Source organism: Pirellulaceae bacterium, from assembly GCA_029243025.1.
GTDB lineage: Bacteria > Planctomycetota > Planctomycetia > Pirellulales > Pirellulaceae.
This window is the reverse complement of sequence record JAQWSU010000006.1, coordinates 58,066-75,751: the sequence shown is the minus strand read 5'-3', so window position 1 is coordinate 75,751 and position 17,686 is coordinate 58,066. Positions and strand designations below refer to the sequence as shown.

The 17,686-nt window shown below is 52.2% G+C and carries 14 protein-coding genes; 9 read left to right on the top strand and 5 right to left on the bottom strand.

Annotated elements, in window-relative coordinates; all coding sequences use genetic code 11:
• The first annotated feature begins 247 nt into the window (after positions 1-247).
• The 5 genes from P8N76_02310 to eat all read left to right on the top strand — a co-directional run bounded on the left by P8N76_02310 (position 248) and on the right by eat (position 6,284).
• Complete coding sequence (locus P8N76_02310; GenBank protein ID MDG2380483.1) at positions 248-1,780, top strand: arylsulfatase; 1,533 nt, start codon at positions 248-250, stop codon at positions 1,778-1,780.
• A 94-nt stretch (positions 1,781-1,874) separates the two neighbouring features.
• Entirely contained in the window at positions 1,875-3,257 is a 1,383-nt protein-coding gene (locus P8N76_02305; protein ID MDG2380482.1) for a glutamine synthetase family protein, read from the top strand.
• Positions 3,257-3,991: a gamma-glutamyl-gamma-aminobutyrate hydrolase family protein gene (locus P8N76_02300; GenBank protein ID MDG2380481.1), complete on the top strand. Its 735-nt coding sequence runs from the start codon at positions 3,257-3,259 to the stop codon at positions 3,989-3,991. The genes P8N76_02305 and P8N76_02300 overlap by 1 nt, the downstream gene beginning before the upstream one ends.
• Before the next feature lie 26 nt (positions 3,992-4,017).
• Positions 4,018-4,791: a glucose 1-dehydrogenase gene (locus P8N76_02295; GenBank protein MDG2380480.1), complete on the top strand. Its 774-nt coding sequence runs from the start codon at positions 4,018-4,020 to the stop codon at positions 4,789-4,791.
• Between the two features lie 14 nt (positions 4,792-4,805).
• The gene (eat, locus tag P8N76_02290) at positions 4,806-6,284 is read left to right on the top strand and encodes an ethanolamine permease (GenBank protein MDG2380479.1); all 1,479 of its coding nucleotides are present in this window, start codon (positions 4,806-4,808) and stop codon (positions 6,282-6,284) included.
• A gap of 60 nt (positions 6,285-6,344) precedes the next feature.
• Here eat and P8N76_02285 read toward each other — a convergent pair whose 3' ends face one another.
• Positions 6,345-7,688, bottom strand: coding sequence for a DUF1501 domain-containing protein (locus P8N76_02285; protein ID MDG2380478.1), 1,344 nt, complete (start codon positions 7,686-7,688; stop codon positions 6,345-6,347).
• A gap of 101 nt (positions 7,689-7,789) precedes the next feature.
• On the bottom strand, positions 7,790-8,461 hold the full coding sequence (locus tag P8N76_02280; GenBank protein ID MDG2380477.1) for a DUF1080 domain-containing protein: 672 nt from the start codon (positions 8,459-8,461) through the stop codon (positions 7,790-7,792).
• Between the two features lie 565 nt (positions 8,462-9,026).
• Here P8N76_02280 and P8N76_02275 point away from each other — a divergent pair.
• A complete protein-coding gene (locus P8N76_02275) occupies positions 9,027-9,275 on the top strand; it encodes a helix-turn-helix domain-containing protein (GenBank protein ID MDG2380476.1) in 249 nt (82 codons plus the stop codon).
• Positions 9,276-9,339: 64 nt separating this feature from the next.
• On the opposite strand, the gene P8N76_02270 is transcribed toward P8N76_02275, so the two are convergent.
• The 3 genes from P8N76_02270 to P8N76_02260 form a co-directional block, all read right to left on the bottom strand.
• Positions 9,340-11,145, bottom strand: coding sequence for an ATP-binding cassette domain-containing protein (locus tag P8N76_02270; protein MDG2380475.1), 1,806 nt, complete (start codon positions 11,143-11,145; stop codon positions 9,340-9,342).
• Between the two features lie 151 nt (positions 11,146-11,296).
• On the bottom strand, positions 11,297-12,901 hold the full coding sequence (locus tag P8N76_02265) for an arylsulfatase (GenBank protein MDG2380474.1): 1,605 nt from the start codon (positions 12,899-12,901) through the stop codon (positions 11,297-11,299).
• 62 nt (positions 12,902-12,963) lie between these two features.
• Positions 12,964-13,386: an arsenate reductase ArsC gene (locus tag P8N76_02260; GenBank protein ID MDG2380473.1), complete on the bottom strand. Its 423-nt coding sequence runs from the start codon at positions 13,384-13,386 to the stop codon at positions 12,964-12,966.
• A 548-nt stretch (positions 13,387-13,934) separates the two neighbouring features.
• Between P8N76_02260 and rpiB the strand changes: the two genes are divergently transcribed.
• From rpiB to P8N76_02245, 3 genes are all read left to right on the top strand, one after another.
• Complete coding sequence (rpiB, locus tag P8N76_02255; GenBank protein ID MDG2380472.1) at positions 13,935-14,363, top strand: ribose 5-phosphate isomerase B; 429 nt, start codon at positions 13,935-13,937, stop codon at positions 14,361-14,363.
• Between the two features lie 558 nt (positions 14,364-14,921).
• Entirely contained in the window at positions 14,922-16,424 is a 1,503-nt protein-coding gene (locus P8N76_02250) for an arylsulfatase (GenBank protein ID MDG2380471.1), read from the top strand.
• Positions 16,425-16,443: 19 nt separating this feature from the next.
• Positions 16,444-17,685: a Gfo/Idh/MocA family oxidoreductase gene (locus tag P8N76_02245; protein ID MDG2380470.1), complete on the top strand. Its 1,242-nt coding sequence runs from the start codon at positions 16,444-16,446 to the stop codon at positions 17,683-17,685.
• Position 17,686 lies beyond the last annotated feature (1 nt).

The following is a 17,686-nucleotide window of genomic DNA, read 5'->3' as shown; positions in this document are numbered from 1 at the left end:
CCCAAGGAGGGTTTTCGGCGGGGAGATCGATTATAAAGGTCCTGCAGCTGCTTGGCACCCGTGTTTTCTGCGGAGAGCTCGGAAAAAGGTGGCTCGGGAAAAGATGTCAGGAACCTTTTTTCAACGTGGTCACTGCCCTGAGCGGCGGGCGGTTGTGTCCGTGACCGATCGGTCAGCTCGCCGGGCTAACGAAGTAGTGATAGACTGATTGAGATTTGGTAAGTGACCTTCATGGGTGGGAAATCAGATGAAGAGGGCAACCGTGATACGATTCGTGCTCATCGCTTTGACATTCGTAATATCGTCTTCAAGTCGGATTTCAACCGGTGATCAACGTTTGCCAAATGTTGTCTTGATTGTGGCGGATGACCTGGGTTATCGGGAATTAGGTAGCTATGGGCAGGCTCGCATCCAGACGCCTCATCTGGACGAGTTGGCCGCGCAAGGCGTGCGACTAACCCAGCATTATTCCGGGAATGCAGTTTGCGCTCCGTCTCGTTGTGTGCTAATGACTGGCAAGCATCCGGGGCATGCTTGGGTTCGTAACAATCGAGAGCTAAAGCCAGAGGGTCAGCAACCGATCCCGGATGCCGAGTTGACGTTAGCCGAACGCCTCCGAGAACGGGGCTATGCGACCGGTGCCTTTGGCAAATGGGGTTTGGGCGGGCCCGGTTCTGAGGGCGATCCAATCAAACAAGGTTTCGATCGCTTTTTTGGATACAACTGCCAGCGGCATGCACACAGTTACTACCCGGATTATCTGTGGAGTAACGAGACTCGCGTGTCTCTCAATAACAATCCGCCGGTTCCCGGGCACGCAAGTTTATCTGCCGACGCGGATCCGAATGACCCGGACAGTTATGACGTGTTCCAAGGACAGGATTACGCACCGGATCGCATCAACGAACAGGTGCTCGAATTTGTCCGTGAAAATAAGGACCGACCTTTTTTCTTGTACTATCCCACCATCATTCCACATGTTGCCCTGCATGTCCCGGACGAGGAGCTCGAGCCGTACCTGGTGCTTGGTTGGAAGGATCCGCCATTTTCTCGCGCTGAAGGTTACGGCTACACGCCCCATTTCACACCGCGTGCTGCCTACGCGGCCATGATCACTCGGATGGATCGATACATTGGTAATGTGTTGCGACTTTTAGACGAGTTAAATTTGGCGGAAGATACGATTGTGATCTTTAGTTCTGACAATGGGACAACCCATTTGAAGCTAGAAGTCGATTATGATTTTTTTGAGAGTGTGGGTGAGTTGCGGGGGCTCAAGGGATCCTTGTATGAAGGCGGCATTCGCGTTCCGTGTATTGTTCGTTGGCCGCAGCATGTCGAAGCTGGATCAAGCTCGGATCATGTGAGTGGCTTCGAGGATTGGACGCCGACAGTGTTGGAGCTAATCGGCGCACCGAAGACGACGACTGAAGAAACGGATGGTTTGAGTTTTGCGCCGGCTCTACTGGGGCAAGAACAAACCAGCAAGCCATTTTTGTATCGTGAGTTTTCCGGTTATGGTGGCCAGCAATCGATTCGCGTCGGGGATTGGAAAGCGATTCGCACCAAAATGAACCGTGGGAACACCAAAGTTGAGCTCTATGATCTTGCCAGCGATGTGGCCGAGGAACATGATGTTTCTGAGGATCATCCTAATCGGACGGAACAGATGACGGCGATGATGATGGAGGAACATGAAGCCTCTGAGCTTTACCCGTTGCGCCCCTTTGATGTGCCGGCGATTAAGCCGAAAACGTCGCCCGTTCAACCAGTGAAATAGACTGACTTCCGGCAATTGTCGTCTGGGCAATGGCTCATCGAACCGACAAAATTTTTGTTTCTGTGATCGGTTGAAATCAAGGAGATTAAAGGTAGTGGCTGACAATGACCAACGAGGTAAGCTGGATCTTAAGTCGCTTGCGGTGCTTACCAAACAGGATGAAATTGATACGGTCGTTGTCGCGTTTCCCGACTTGTATGGGCGACTTGTCGGTAAACGTTGTGCTGCCGATTTTTTTCTTAATCAAGTCGCCAAGTCCGGTACTCACAGCTGTAACTATTTGTTGACGGTCGATATGGAGATGGAACCTGTCAGCGGTTACGAGTTTGCAAATTGGGAGAGCGGCTACGGTGACTTTCACTTGTTGCCGGATTTTGGATCGCTCAGGAAAGCCGCCTGGTTGGATCGTACAGCCATCGTGATTTGCGACTTGTACGATCATCATGAGCAGCCTGTTTCGGTGGCTCCTCGCAGCCTGTTGAGGGCGCAAGTAGCTCGGGCAGATCGACTGGGACTCCAAGTGATGGCCGGTTCGGAGGCCGAATACTATCTTTACGATAACCATTATCGAACCGCTTGGCGGCAAGGTTATCGGAAGCTGCGCCCTGCAGGTGACTACATCGAGGATTACCACATTCTTCAGGGGACACGGGAGGAACCTTTCAATGGAGAGCTTCGCCGGAATCTCCAGAAATCTGGCATTGCTGTGGAGTGTACGAAGGGTGAATGGGGGCGGGGCCAGCATGAACTGAACCTCTGTTATGCCGACGTGCTGGAGATGGCAGATCGGCATCTGCTGTACAAGCAGTGCGCCAAGGAAACGGCCGAATCGATCGGCAAGAGTGTCACCTTTATGGCGAAACCCGATGCGGATGAGGCAGGTTCGAGTTGTCATGTACATGTGAGTCTTTGGAAGGACGGTACGAATGCATTTCAGGGCGATTGCGACTTTGCCGGTGTGCAGTGCAGTGAGTATTTTCGCTGGTTCCTTGGAGGCTGGATTGAAAAGGCCTCTGAGCTCATGGTCTTGATGGCTCCCACAGTGAATTCCTATAAGCGATATCAGGTGGGGAGTTGGGCACCTACCCGATTGGCTTGGGCACGCGATAATCGGACCGCTGGCTTCCGCATCGTGGGCAAGCAAAATAGCCTGCGAATCGAATGCCGCATCCCAGGCGCCGACTGCAATCCCTATTTGACCTACTCCGGTGCCTTGGCGGCCGGTCTGTATGGCATTGAAAACCAAATTGAACCGCCGGCGGAGTTTGTGGGGAATGCCTACGATGCGGCCGATGCGGCGCACGTCCCAGCCACGCTCAAAGAAGCGACGGACCGTTTTAGAAAAAGTGATTTTGCCAAGCAGACGTGGGGTGAAGAGGTCGTGAAACACTACTCGCATTTTTTCCAAACGGAACAACTGGCCTACGACAAAGCCGTCACCGATTGGGAACTTCGAAGGTATTTTGAACGTATCTGATGAACCTGCCCAATCGGCCATTAATTGGCATCACTACTTACGCCAAGAATGAGCAGGATGAGGTGACTCTGCCCGTCGACTACGTGGATGCAGTGCGACGAGCTGGCGGTGTACCGTTATTAATCGCGCCCGGCGAATCCCATGTGTCAGAGTTGTTGGCCTGCATCGATGGGTTGATCTTGGCAGGGGGGGGCGACATTGCACCGGCTTGTTACGGTGGGCAGGAGCACCCTGAAGTTTATATGGTCGATCATGATCGTGATCGCACCGAGTTGCAACTGGCCCAAATGGTGATTGAAAATCAGCTGCCGACGTTGGCTATTTGCCGGGGTTTGCAGATCGTCAACGTGGCCCTGGGAGGCACGTTGCACGCTCATTTACCAGAAATTTACGGCGAAGGGCTGGCTCATCGTGCCCCGCCTCGGAAGCCAACACCTCATCCGGTTCAAATCGAGGCGGATTCGAGTTTAGCTCGCGTTCTGGAAACGACGCAGGTGCAGACCATGTCGTGGCATCACCAGGCAATTAATCAGCTGGGCTCGACGTTGCGGGTGACGGCGGCCGCGCCGGATGGCGTTGTCGAAGCGGTCGAATTAAATCGTCATCGCTGGTTAATCGGGGTCCAATGGCATCCTGAGTTGACGGCAGTCAATGATGTATCGCAGCAAAACTTGTTCGATGAAGTGGTTCGCCAATCCAAGGTTGCTCGATCGACTTTGGACAAACACCAATGATCAATCCATAGAAAGTGTTCGTCGTCATGCGATTGCAAAACAAAGTCGCCTTAATCACCGGGGCTGCCAGCGGTATTGGTCGTGAGTCCGCATTGCTCTTCGCCGCAGAAGGTGCCGCGGTGGTACTCGCTGATGTGGCAGAAGATGCCGGAGAACAAACAGCAGCAGAGATTTGTGAATCGGGTGGTCGGGCCATTTTCGTCCGCGCGGATATCTCACTGGAATCGGATAGCGAGCAAATGATTCAAGTTGCGGAACGAGAGTTCGGTCAGTTGAACGTGTTATTTAATAACGCCGGAATCATGCACAGCGACGATGGCAACGCCGAATCGACTTCGAATGATGTTTGGGAGTTGACGATGTCGATTAACTTGAAAGGCGTATTTCTCGGCTGCAAATATGGCATCCCAGCCTTGCGTCGTGCCGGTGGTGGATCGGTGATCAATACGGCCTCGTTCGTTGCGATCATGGGAGCTGCGACGCCGCAAATCGCTTACACTGCGTCAAAAGGCGGGGTGCTGGCGATGACACGCGAATTGGCCATCGTGCACGCGAAAGAGAATATCCGCGTCAATTCGCTCTGCCCGGGACCTTTGCACACGGAATTATTGATGAAGTTTTTAGACACCGACGAAAAGAAACAACGACGCCTTGTCCACATTCCTTCCGGAAGATTCGGTCAAGCCAAGGAAATGGCGAATGCGGCCCTGTTCTTGGCGACGGACGAATCATCGTACATCACCGGTACTGATTTTAAGGTCGATGGTGGAATTACCGCCGCTTACGTGACACCCGAATAGGAAGACCTCGCAGTATGAATCGCAAGGACAGCGGCGTTGCTCGCTACGAAAACGTCGATGAAAAATATCTCGAAGATCGGCAACTTCAAAAACGTGCGGGCTGGAAACTTTTGTGGGCACTCGGGGTCGGCGCGGTCATCTCTGGGGACTATTTTGGCTGGAACTTTGGTCTCGCAGCCGGCGGTTTTTGGGGGATGACCATCGCGACCTTGTTGATGGCGGTAATGTACGTCTGCATGGTATTCAGCATTGCCGAATTGTCCGCAGCGTTGCCCTATGCAGGGGGTTTTTACTCCTTTGTTCGCAACGCACTGGGGCCGACCGCCGGATTTGTTTGTGGAGTGACGGATACCATCGAGTATGTGATTACACCTGCTGTGATCGTTGTGGGTATCGGTGGCTATCTCAATACGCTTGTTTTCGGAGTGGGAGAGGCGCCTCGCTGGATGCCTTTTGTCTGGTGGTTCATCGCCTACGCATTTTTCGTGGCTGTGAATATTCGCGGCGTCGAACTGACCCTCAAGGTTGGATTGGTCATTACAGCGTTGGCCGCCGCGGTCCTGATCGTGTTCTATGTGGCTGCAATTTTTAGCGGCGCCTTTCAATGGGAATTACTCTTTAATATTCCGGCCGAAGAAGGTCAGTCTGCAACTTGGCTGCCATTTGGCTGGAAAGGTGTATTCGCCGCCCTGCCGTTTGCAATGTGGTTTTATCTGGCGATCGAACAATTACCTCTTGCGGCGGAAGAAACCCACGATGTTGTCAACGATATGCCGAAGGCATTGATCTGGGGGATCGTTACACTGCTCGGGTTCTCATTATTTACCCTTGTCCTGAATACGGGTGTCGGCGGAGGAGCGGCTGCGATGGGGGCATCCGCTGCACCGTTGGCGGATGGTTTTGTTGCCGTGATGGGAACGGGTGTGACGAGTTCTCTGTTGACGTTGATTGCCCTGACGGGCTTGATCGCCAGTTTTCACACGATCGTATATGCCTATGGACGAGTCTTGTTTTCGCTTTCGCGAGCCGGTTATTTCCCTCGCTGGATTTCCTTGGTGAATCGTTGGCAATCACCGCAAACTGCATTGATCTTGGGCGCGGTCATCGGACTTGCCTGTGCCACTTTAATTCACCTGTTCGAAGAACGGACCGTGGGGGCGGCTCTGCTTAATATGGCTGTCTTTGGTGCGGTCATTTCCTACGCCCTCGTGATGCTCAGCTATATCGTGTTGAGGATTAAACGTCCGGATCTTCCTCGTCCTTATCGCAGTCCGCTTGGCATTCCCGGGGCCCTTCTAGGTGGGCTGCTTTCGCTGGTCGCGTTGGGCGCCTGCTTCTCCGTCAAAGAGTATATTCCGGGCGTGATCGGAACGGTCGTTTTTCTATTGGCCTGCTTGGTTTTCTATTTTTTCTACAGCCGGAGACGCTTGGTCGCTCAAGCCCCCGAAGAACAAATAGCCTTGTCAGGTGAATCGACGCCAGATTCGGAATAACAGGCTCGGACTGGGGTTGTACCAAGCCGCTGTTGGTTAGTGATAAAAGCACGCCAGGGGTCAGATCAGTTCTGGCAAAGGCTCATACCCGTCGACAAGATATCTTGGTCGCCCGCTAAGATCGGGTACGGTCGTTTGATTTGCCCGGATTCCCATTTGATGGTAGAGCGTGGCGTGCACCTCTCCGAAGTGGACGGGCCGATCGGCGATTTCTCCCGCGATGCGGTCTGTCGCACCGATCACTTGGCCAGTTTTTAATCCACCGCCGGCGAGAAGTCCGCCCCCGACGCGTGGCCAATGGTCTCGACCCGCGTCCTTGTTAATCCTAGGCGTGCGGCCAAACTCACCCCATGCAATCACCGAGACGTCATCGGCCATGCCTCGTTCATGAAGATCTTCAATCAAGGCGGAAAGTCCCTGATCAAACAAGGGCAGATGAGTCTCTTTGAGGCCACGATAATTATGCGAATGAAAATCCCAACGTCCGAAATTCAAGGTGACAACACGTGCGCCGGCTTCCACCAAACGTCTTGCCAGCAAGAAATGTTCGAGATTGCGTGGAGCCCCATCGGCGACAGGCTTTGTACTGCCTTTGCCATAGCGTTCGCGGACCCTCGTCTCTTCCTTCGAAAGGTCTAAGGCCTCCGCAAGTCGGCTGGAAGTGAGGATTCCCAGTGCCTGTTCCGTAATCGCATCCAGTCCTTCGTAGAGTCGATTTTGATCAATTTGTTCGCGAAATCGATCAAAACTTTGCAACAGATTGCGACGATTGTCCAAACGGTCAACTGAGTTCGTCGCTAATCGCATGTCTTGACTTGCCGGACCTGTCGGTCGAAATGCCGCATGGCCCACGCCCAAGAAACCTGGTAGCCCCGGCGAACCATAGGGTGGATGTCCTGCATCGGGTGCCAAGCCGACAAACGGTGGGACGGTTTCGCCTTGCGATTCTCGTAGCTTCGAAATGATCGAACCCATGGATGGCCAGCCGCCTTGAGGCTCATTTTGTTTGGCTCGACCTGTGTAGCAAATGTACGAATCATGGGCTCCATTGGGTGATCCGTGTACCGATCGCAGAGGGACGCACTTGTCCATGATCTGAGCCATGCGAGGCATCAGCTCGCAGATCTCAATTCCTGGAACATTGGTGGGGATAGGCCGACATTCGCCCCGGAATTCGACGGGCGCCAGTGGTTTCAAGTCATACATGTCCTGGTGAGGTGGCGCACCTACCAGGTAAATCATGATGACCGCTTTGTTCGAGTTGCGAATTCCTGCTTGGGATTCGGCTTGCAGGACTTGGGGTAGCGTTAAGCCACCAAGCGCCAAGCTCCCGACGCGAAGTAGATCGCGACGCGAAATTCCGTCACATAGGCGAGCCTTTCGACCTATGGGAATCGACAACATTGTAAATCTCCTTGGGGAAAATAGCGTGTGAATTGTGTTGCAAAGGTTGCTCGGCAGAAAATATTGTTCTCGCTTCGATAAGAAGTGCTTTCAAAGAAAGCTTAGTCCTTGATTCTTAGGTTTCGCCAGGCGACCTGAAACGGGCCGCTGTTCCTGCCAATGCCGTGTACTTGTAGGCCGATGAATCCTGTGGGGTGAGTTTTGTAAATCGCATCGTCGGTGATGTCTTCGATCATTTGACCGTTAATGTAGGTTTGAATTCGTGGCCCCTTAGCAACGATCCGATATTTGTTCCATTCGCCATCTACGAAATGCTTGTGAGGTTTCAGGCGATCGGGAGGTGTCAGCCAGCCGCGTCCAGTCGCCTCTCCATAAACATAGCCGGCTTCAGCGCCGTTGTTTCCACTCGCTTCGATTTCTACCTGGGGGCCGTTCACACGGCCTGTTTGATAAATTGTATTCTTACCGGGTTCGTCTTTCGTCTGAGATCGGATTTGAACGCCCGAATTCAATTGGTTATCAACCTTCACTTCGAACTCGAGCTCAAAGTCGCCATATTCATTCACGCTGCAGAGGAACGAGTTCGGGCTGCCCTCGCTGGTGCTGCCAACAATCGTCCCGTCCTTGACGACGTAGGTCGCAGTTCCGTTCTTTTGGGTCCAACCTTCCAGTGTCTTTCCATTGAACATCGGTATCCAATCCTCTGCCGATGCCGATGAGCAGAGGGTGATGAATGCCAAGTAAATAACGACTCGACCTGACAAAATTCTCATTTTCGCATCCCTCTCTCTCGTATCTCGTATCAAACACATGGCACGACTGATGGCAAGTATATCAGAGTTGTTGAACGCACTTCGTATTTGTCACCGAAGTGTTATCCGCTTTTAATTGCTCCGAGGACGGACGCTTACGGGCTCTTCTGTTCGGTTTCCAGGCGGGGCTTTGTCTCCTTGGATGGCGGATCCGGACAGGGATCCGGACAGGGATCCGGCGGTGGAGGTCGTCGTCTGAGGGTTTGCTGCGACAATCCTGAGGGTTTGCTGCGACAATCAACGAGTAACACTGAAACGTGTAGGTCGGCTCTTTTACCGCAGCGGTTGTCTTCGCCGCTGCCGGACAAGTTTCGCGGAACTTGATCTGCGGATCGGAGCGGAAATTGAGTTGCTAACTAGAGTGATTTGAGTCAGTTACGGATTTTCATGGGCAGCTGAGGGGGCTCGGATTTGGGCAGGTTGTTTTGAATGAGATTATGCGACGTTCTATTATGAAAATGGTCTAACTGGCCTTGGAGCGAGATCTTTGCAACCGGAAAAAAGAATTAGAGAGGCTTGGTGTCGGATGAGTTGCTTGACGGAACATTTGAGAGACCGATTGTTGGCTAGCGGTAACATCAGTCGTGTTGCAAAAACAACAGGGATTCCCCAGCAGGTGCTGCAACGATTCGCATCGGGAAAGCAAGCGAATCTGCGACTTGATACTGCCGAAAAGCTGATGAAGGAACTCGGCATCCGGTGGTCGGACCCGCGTGGCATCAAGTTAATTGAAACGGTGCTTGCGGACACACTGAATGTGCTCAATTCGTTGTAGGGAGTCGACTGGCCGGTTCTCACTGCCAATTGAGATTGCCACTGAGGCAGTCCGGTAGAACCGGTTAGGACTCGTTCGAGATCTGTTCCAGATACTCCCAGCGTTCGAATGCTTTGGCGAGTTCTGTTTCGGCTGCTTTCAACTTATTTTGAGATTGGGCGATCAGATCGCCCGTTTGCTGATAGAAAGCGGGATCGGCCATGAGTTGATGGAGTTCGGCGATGGTCAGCTCATGTTGTTCAATCAATGCTGGGAGTTTGGCGAGTTCCTGTGTTTCCTTGTAGTTCAATTTTTTCGGTTTGCTTTTCGGTTTTGCTTTGCGTTCCTTCTTGGGCTTGGCGGATTCTGTGTTGTCGGCGTCGGCCAAGCTTGATTGGTTTTGTGTTTGTCTCAGCCAATCATCATATCCCCCGACGAACTCTTTCACGGCATTGTCGGTGATTGCAATCGTGCTGGTGACGACGTTGTTCAAGAACATCCGATCGTGGCTAACCAAAAGCACAGTTCCCTGGAACTCGACTAATCGCTGTTCCAACAGTTCAAGAGTTTCTGAATCGAGATCATTTGTCGGTTCATCAAGCACGATCACATTAGCGGGCTTGGCAAATAATTTTGCCAGCATCACTCGATTGCGTTCACCGCCGGAGAGAAACTTGACGAGAGTTCGAGCACGTTCGGGCGAGAAGAGAAAATCCTGGAGATAACCAATGATGTGTTTGGATCGCCCGTTGATTTGCACATTTTGGTAGCCATCGCCCACGTTGTCTTGAACCGTTTGCTCTTCATTGAGCTGTTCTCGCAACTGATCGAAGTAAGCGATTTGCAAATTGGTACCGAGGCGAACGGATCCGGTCTGCGGTTCCAATCGACCGAGCAGTAGTTTCAATAGGGTAGTTTTTCCTGCGCCGTTGGTTCCGATGATGCCAATCTGGTCTCCGCGCATGATCATCGTAGAAAAGTTGCTTACGATGGGCCGGTCATCGTACTGAAAGCTGATTTTTTCGACAGCAGCGACGAGTGCTCCACTTCGCTGACCTTCTTGAATTTGGATTTGACTAACGCCAGCATGGCCGCGGCGTTCTTTGCGTTCGAGTCGCATTTTTTCTAGCGCTCGCACGCGACCTTCATTTCGGGTACGGCGTGCCTTGATACCCTGCCGAATCCAGACTTCTTCCTGCGCCAGTTTCTTGTCAAACAGCTCGTTTTGTTTCTCTTCCGCCGCCAACGCTGCCTCTTTGCGTTGGAGAAAAGTGTCGTAATCACAGGACCAGTCAAATAACTGTCCACGATCAATCTCGAGAATGCGAGTTGCTAAGTGTCGCAAAAACATGCGATCATGGGTGACAAACATTAAAGTCGTGGGCCAGCGAACTAGAAATTGTTCGAGCCAATCAATGGATGCAATGTCCAAGTGATTCGTGGGTTCATCGAGAAGCAGCAGGTCAGGCTTTCGCACAAGTGACTTTGCCAACAAAACCCGCCGTTTCATGCCTGATGACAGTTGAGCGAATTTTGTATCTGCATCGAGCGACATACGGGACAAGATTTGTTCAACTTGATGTTGCTGTTCCCAGGCGTCATCAACATCGTCGCTGTCGATGCCTTGAGAAACGATTTCTTTGATGGTGCCTTCGACACTTCGCGGCACATCCTGCGCCAGCAGGGATACTCGTGTATCGGCAGCTAGAACAATCCCGCCGTGATCCGGTTGGACATCACCGCAGAGCATTCGCATGAGGGTCGTTTTGCCGGCCCCATTGCGACCCAATAAACCGATCCGTTGTCCCGGTTGAATGCGACAGTTGACACCGTCAAGGAGCGGTGGACCGCGGAATCCGATCTGAACGTCATTGATGCTAACGAGCGACATGGGTCTTCTGACAAGCGGGCAATCGGTTGAATGCTGGGAATGAACGCCAAGGAATCGACCAAGATGACGCACGACTCAGAGATGGTCAACCGCAGACTCGGGGGTAAAACGCGCATTGCCAAGTTTGAGATGGCAGCCCCGGGGAATTTCGTTACTTCGTTTCGCCACTTGTTTTTCGGGGCCGTTGGGTCATTTGTCCGGGTGGGAAGGTCGGCTGCCGATCGCTGACGGATCGGCGTAGTCGTTTCGGCACCCCGTCGATCTCTTTTGCTGCTTGGTGCCACAGTTGTTTCAGTTCGTCGACCCGTTCAGGGAATTCACCGGCAAGATCGTGCAGTTCGCTGCGATCCTTGGATAGATCATACAGTTCCCAGCGACCCCACTCGGCCGATACGAGTTTCCAGTTGCCGCGACGGATTGCCCGATTGTCATTGAAGTGAAAGTAAATCCAGTCGTGGCCCTCGCGTTCCTTATCTTGGAAGATTGGCATCAAGGATTTGCCCTGAACTGGCGAAAGCTCGCGATTTCCTTTTGTTGAGGGGATTTTTGCTTGGCCAACTTCAGCAAGGGTTGGAAGTAAATCGATCAGATGTCCTGGTTGATGCGTCACGGTACCCGGATCGGTTTTCAATCCTTCCGGCCAATGGACGATCAGCGGCGAGGAAATACCTCCCTCGTGTTGGTTTTGCTTGTACCAGCGAAATGGCGTGTTACCGACGTGTGCCCAGCCCACGTCGTAGGTCCAATAGGAAGCTGGATCCCAGGGTTTTTTTTCTCGGCCTCGCGTCCGCTCAAACGGGCACGCGCCATTGTCCGAACAGAGCATCAGCAAGGTATTCTCCCAGACTCCCTTATCCCTCAGTTGTTTGATCAAGCGATTTAGGTTGAGGTCAACACGATCGACCATGGCTGCATAGGTGGCCATGCGAAAGTCTTCCCAGTTCTTTGCTTCTTCGCTGAGTTGGTTCCAAGCAGGGATATAATCGGGTCGCGGTGACAACTGCAGTTCAGCGGGAATCAGCCCTTCGTCTTTCATCTTTTGATGCCGCCGATTTCTCAATCGATCCCATCCACCGAGGAATTGGTGTCGATATTTGCGCACATCAGCCTCTGGCGCCTGGAGTGGATAATGGGGGGCATTGTAAGCCACATACATCAGGAACGGCTTGTCGAGTGCAAGTGACTCGTCGACGAATTTTAAAGCAAAGTCGGTGACGACGTCAGTTGTGTAAAAGTCTTCTGAGAAATCTGACCACGGCATTCCGTTTAGACGAAACGAATTGTCACCGGTAAAGAAGTTTGTCGCCCCCGAAAGATGGCCGAAATATCGGTCAAATCCTCGTTCAGTCGGCTCACCCTTGAGATGCCATTTGCCTGACATGGCCGTGAAATATCCCGCTGGTCCGAGTACTTCGGCAATGGTCACCGCCTTGTTCATCGCATGATTGCCCGCTTGGAACGGGTACTTGCCCGTCAGCAAACAGATTCGCGAACTATGGCACTTTGATGTGTTGTAGAACTGAGAAAAACGAAGGCCTTGCTTTGCCAGCGAGTCGATGGTTGGAGTTTTAATGATCGGGGCGCCGTAGCAGCCAAGATCTGAAAACCCCAAATCGTCCAGCATGATGAGTAAAATATTTGGGCGCGACGGTTTTTCTGCGGCCGGGGACGACGGGACTGGGGTGGCAGACAAAACGAAAACTGCAGCCCAATAAAAAACATGCGATCTTCGGACCAATGATCGTCCCCTTATCATCAAGAGCGGCTTGGAATAAGTTTGGCAATGACTCGGTTGAGATTCCTTCAACGATAATTCACTTAGCTCGCATCGACTTCGTTCAGGTAGGAAGCAATACGATCTGAAATCTGATCGCGCACCCGACGAAACATCTCCATTTTTTCTTCATCCGATCCGGTCGCGTGTGCCGGATCTTCGAATGGCCAATGCAATACGGTGGTTGCCCCCGGCAAGGTTGGGCACGAATCTTTTGCATTATCACAGACGGTAACAACCAGATCGATTGGTTGCTCAAGGAATTCGTTCACATTTTTGCTGCGATTGGAAGCGATATCGAGCCCCTGTTCGTGCATCGCCCCGATGGCCGATTCGTGGACATATCCGGCGGGATCTGATCCTGCGGAGAATGCCTGCCATGCGTCTTTACCCAGGTGATTCCAAAGACCTTCGGCCATTTGTGAGCGGCAGGAATTGCCAGTACAAAGAATCAAGACACTCTTCACAACTATTCTCCTCCATGTTACGACTTTTGTTTTCGTACCTCCGACCAGCGATGGTAAGACAGTCCGATGCATAACACAATGCTCGGAAGGTGGGATCGAGATTTGATTTACCAGAATTGGCTCTTTCCGGGAATGCTCAGGCCATCTGACAGATTGTCTCTCTGAGCTGAAGGGTTCAAATCGCCCATCGCCATTTCAAGAGGCTGGGCGGATAGAAGAGTCGGATGGGCCTTGCTTGGGACATCATGAACGGACTAAAGTTGACGCCCAGCGACCGTTCCGACTTCTTTCGTCTCGGTCTGAGAGGAAATTGGGGCGGATCAGCTTTTTTTCAGTGGGTCGTGGGGATCCAATAACTTGACTTCTGACCGCTTGACTGCTCATGATTGGCTGCCTTACGCTTGCAAAATTCGGATGGCCGGGGTGATCCGAAGCGGACGGCCTGATCGAGCCCAGAGATGATGCCGTAAAATCGCCTTCGTCTGCCCTCCAGTCTGGTTTTGCAAACTGCCATTAAAGCGCCCAACGATGGGGAATACGTGTCGACGATGATAATAGCCATTGCGTCTGATCATGCGGGGTTTGAATACAAGGAGCGGATCAAAAAGTATTTGGTTGGCAAGGGGCATGAAATACGAGACTTGGGCACCGACTCTACGGAGTCGGTAGACTATCCCGACTTCATTCGCCCGGCAGCGATCGCTGTCTCGGAGGGGCAATGCGATCGGGGTATCGTCTTGGGCGGATCGGGAAACGGCGAAGCGATTTCGGCAAATCGAATCCATGGGATTCGCTGCGCACTTTGTTGGTCGGTTGAAACGGCCAAGTTAGCTCGACGACATAACAACGCGAATATGATCTCCATTGGTGCGAGATTGACGGAGTGGTCGACGGTGGAACAAATCTTGGACGCGTGGTTGACGACGGATTTCGAAGGTGGCCGCCATATTCGCCGAATCGAGAAGATTGATTCTTGAGCGATGAATGTTCTTGTTCGATCTGAATGATCGGCTTGGTGTCGGCTGTTGTTTTCACGTGGGGTACATGAGACTCGTGTCGAACTGCTACTGGAGCGATTTGTGTCTTTTCTTGGCCGCTTGCTTGCCATTGGATGTCAACGGTTGTGGAAGGCAGTTCACCGGAAGAGATTGATCGTTTCACCGTCATCTTGCTGTGGTTCTACGATGAGTCGTTTCCGTTACCAGTCAAAGTTGAACACCGTAAGTCGTACAAATTTTGTGTCGTGTCGACCTCACCCTGCAGATCCTCCGAGTTTTGCAAGTTTAGCCGTTGATTTACGCACGGTTCCCGGAAAGGAGTCGTTTCATCTTTTGCGTTGTGGAAATGTTAAGAATGAGAGGCGATGCTTTCTTCCGTGATCAGCACTTTCCTTGAGCCAGGGTTTCGCGGTCAAAATCAAGCGATCAGTGGTCTGCAATATTGCGAATAGGCGTTAAACTAAGATGGTCCGCCTGGCTTTTGCGGACGAGATGATGCCCTTCATCCTAAGTTGCACAAGACCGAAAGAGACATCCATGATTCGCTTTGCTGCAGTTCTTAGTTTTGGCTGTTTGATCATCGCCAACTTTATGGCATCACCTGTTGTTGCTGATAAACCAAACATTGTATTGATCTTGACCGATGATCTTGGCTACGGGGATGTAGGATGTTACGGTGCGACAAGAGTTAAGACGCCTCATATTGATCGGATTGCCCGAGAAGGTGTTCGATTCACTGACGGGTATGCACCCGCTGCCACCTGCACGCCGACCCGTTTTGCGATGTTAACCGGACAATATGCCTGGCGAATTCCGGGGACTGGCATCGCGCCGCCCAACGCAACGGCGTTAATTCAGCCCGGTCAACCGACGTTGGCATCGATGCTGAGTGACGCGGGATATGCAACCGGAATTGTTGGCAAATGGCATTTGGGCTTGGGTGAAAAACCGGGTCCTAATTGGAATGGCGACTTGAAGCCGGGGCCCCTCGAGATCGGTTTTGATCATTGTTATCTGATGCCCACGACAGGAGACCGCGTTCCATGTGTCTACGTCGAAGGGCATCGGGTTGTCGATCTTGATCCCAATGATCCCATTACGGTATCGATGCAGAACCCCGATCGCCAACCGACGGGTAAGACTGATCGCGCTTCATTGAAAATGAATTGGAGTCATGGACACAATAGTTCGATTGTAAATGGCATTAGCCGGATTGGTTTTATGGCCGGCGGCCATCGAGCGCGCTGGGTCGACGAAGACATGGCTGACCGGTTTGCCGAGCAAGCCGTGAAGTTTATCGACAAGCATCAGTCGGAGCCTTTTTTCCTTTTCTTTTCGCTCCATGACATCCACGTACCACGTGTACCTCATCCTCGGTTTCAAGGAAGTAGCGAGTGCGGCATTCGTGGTGATGCGATCGTGCAAGTCGACTGGCAAGTTGGACAAATCCTGAAAGCGCTGGATCAGCGGGGATTGGCCGAAGACACGCTCGTTATTTTTGGTAGTGATAATGGTCCTGTGTTGGATGATGGTTATCAAGATCGTGCCGTTGAAGATTTGAATGGACATCGACCCTCCGGTCCGCTTCGCGGAGGGAAATACAGCCCCTATGAAGGGGGGACACGTACCCCGTTTCTTGTTCGTTGGCCGAAACAAGTTCAGCCTGCTGTCTCTGAGGAAATTGTTTGCTTAGTCGATTTGCCCGCTTCCTTGGCGAATCTGGTGGATCAGCCGATTGGTAAAAAATTTCCTGACAGCCTTGTCATCACGGACGCATTGCTCGGAAAACGGAAGGCCAAAGGAAGATCGCAACTTGTCATTCAAGGTACAAGTTCGTTGTCCTATCGTGACGGCGACTGGAAAATTGTTGCTCCCTGGAAACGTCGTGGAGTACAGAGCAAATCGTTTCAGCTGTTCAATTTGGCCGATGATCTTGGGGAACAGAATAATTTAGCAAAGCAGCATCCTGAAAGGCTACGCGCGATGAAAGCACAACTCAAAAAGATCAGGACTGCCGGACGATCGCGAACGTCCTCCTAGAAGAACTGAGGATGATGACGTGAAAAAAATCAATGCATTGATGGTAGGGACGGGTGAATACACAACAGGTTTCGTGCATGGCGCGGCTGCTGATTCTGATAAAAGCGCGGGAGTGGTTGCGCTCACGCTATTTGACCTGCGCCAGCGCGGCTTGTTGAATTCATTGAAAATGGTTGGCACAAATGGAAGCAAATTTCCCAGCATTCGGCAGCATTTAGCGCGAGTCATTGGCGACGCTTACAACAATCTTTCGACGGACTTCGAGAGCTTTCCGGGCGAAGACGTTGCGGATGATCCAAAAGCCTATCAGCGCGCGTTGGCGACGATGTCCCGTGGAGATGTGGTGATTGTCTTCACCCCGGACGACACCCATTTTCAGATTGCGATGGATGCCGTCGCTGCCGGTTGTCATGTCTTAATTGCCAAACCGATCGTCAAAACGGTTCACGAACATCAGACGTTGGCAGCAGCAGCGAAACAGGCGAATGTCTTAGTGGCGATGGAAGTTCACAAACGCTGGGATCCGATCTACTCCGACGCTCGTGATCGAGTCCGTCAATTGGGTGAGTTCAGTTTTTTTTCGTCTTACATGAGTCAACCGAAATCACAGTTGCAAACGTTCCGATCATGGGCAGGGAAATCGAGTGACATTAGTTACTATCTCAACGCTCATCATATCGATTTCCACGTTTGGTCAGTGGGTGCCTGTGCACAACCGCTTCGCGTTTATGCGTCAGCGTCTACAGGCGTGGCTCAGGAAGCCGGCTTGGCGACGGAAGATACCATCACACTAACCGTCGATTGGCGACTTTTGTCGACTGGCCACCGAGCGACTGCGGTTTACACCTCCAGTTGGATTGCGCCCAGCAGTGATGTGCATTCGCAGCAACGTTTTTTCTTTGCGACTCATCAGGGGGAGGTTACGGTTGATCAGGCTCACCGGGGTTACGCATTGGCGACTGATTCGGACGGATACAGTTCTCCGAACCCGCTGTTTATGAAGTATGCCTCTAATTCGAACGGTGAGTTTGTGGGTCAGCAAGGATACGGATATCGCAGTATTGAAGCGTTTGTCCAGGCTGCCGTTTCGGTTGTCAATCAACGAGCGGCAGTGGATTCGTTTCGTGACCAACTTGCGACCGTTCATGACACCTTGGCAGTGACGGCAATCCTCGAGGCGGGGCGGCGCAGCTTGGACAACAAGGGCCAGCTGATTCATGTCGACCATGACGCGGATGGGAATCTCAGCGGATTGCATTGAT

Bases quoted from the DNA above. Each gene is read 5' to 3' on its own strand.
- P8N76_02310 (MDG2380483.1), top strand. From the start codon at position 248: ATGAAGAGGGCAACCGTGATACGATTCGTGCTCATCGCTTTGACATTC.
- P8N76_02300 (MDG2380481.1), top strand. From the start codon at position 3,257: ATGAACCTGCCCAATCGGCCATTAATTGGCATCACTACTTACGCCAAG.
- P8N76_02295 (MDG2380480.1), top strand. From the start codon at position 4,018: ATGCGATTGCAAAACAAAGTCGCCTTAATCACCGGGGCTGCCAGCGGT.
- eat (MDG2380479.1), top strand. From the start codon at position 4,806: ATGAATCGCAAGGACAGCGGCGTTGCTCGCTACGAAAACGTCGATGAA.
- P8N76_02285 (MDG2380478.1), bottom strand. From the start codon at position 7,688: ATGTTGTCGATTCCCATAGGTCGAAAGGCTCGCCTATGTGACGGAATT.
- P8N76_02280 (MDG2380477.1), bottom strand. From the start codon at position 8,461: ATGAGAATTTTGTCAGGTCGAGTCGTTATTTACTTGGCATTCATCACC.
- P8N76_02275 (MDG2380476.1), top strand. From the start codon at position 9,027: ATGAGTTGCTTGACGGAACATTTGAGAGACCGATTGTTGGCTAGCGGT.
- P8N76_02270 (MDG2380475.1), bottom strand. From the start codon at position 11,145: ATGTCGCTCGTTAGCATCAATGACGTTCAGATCGGATTCCGCGGTCCA.
- P8N76_02265 (MDG2380474.1), bottom strand. From the start codon at position 12,901: ATGATAAGGGGACGATCATTGGTCCGAAGATCGCATGTTTTTTATTGG.
- rpiB (MDG2380472.1), top strand. From the start codon at position 13,935: ATGATAATAGCCATTGCGTCTGATCATGCGGGGTTTGAATACAAGGAG.
- P8N76_02250 (MDG2380471.1), top strand. From the start codon at position 14,922: ATGATTCGCTTTGCTGCAGTTCTTAGTTTTGGCTGTTTGATCATCGCC.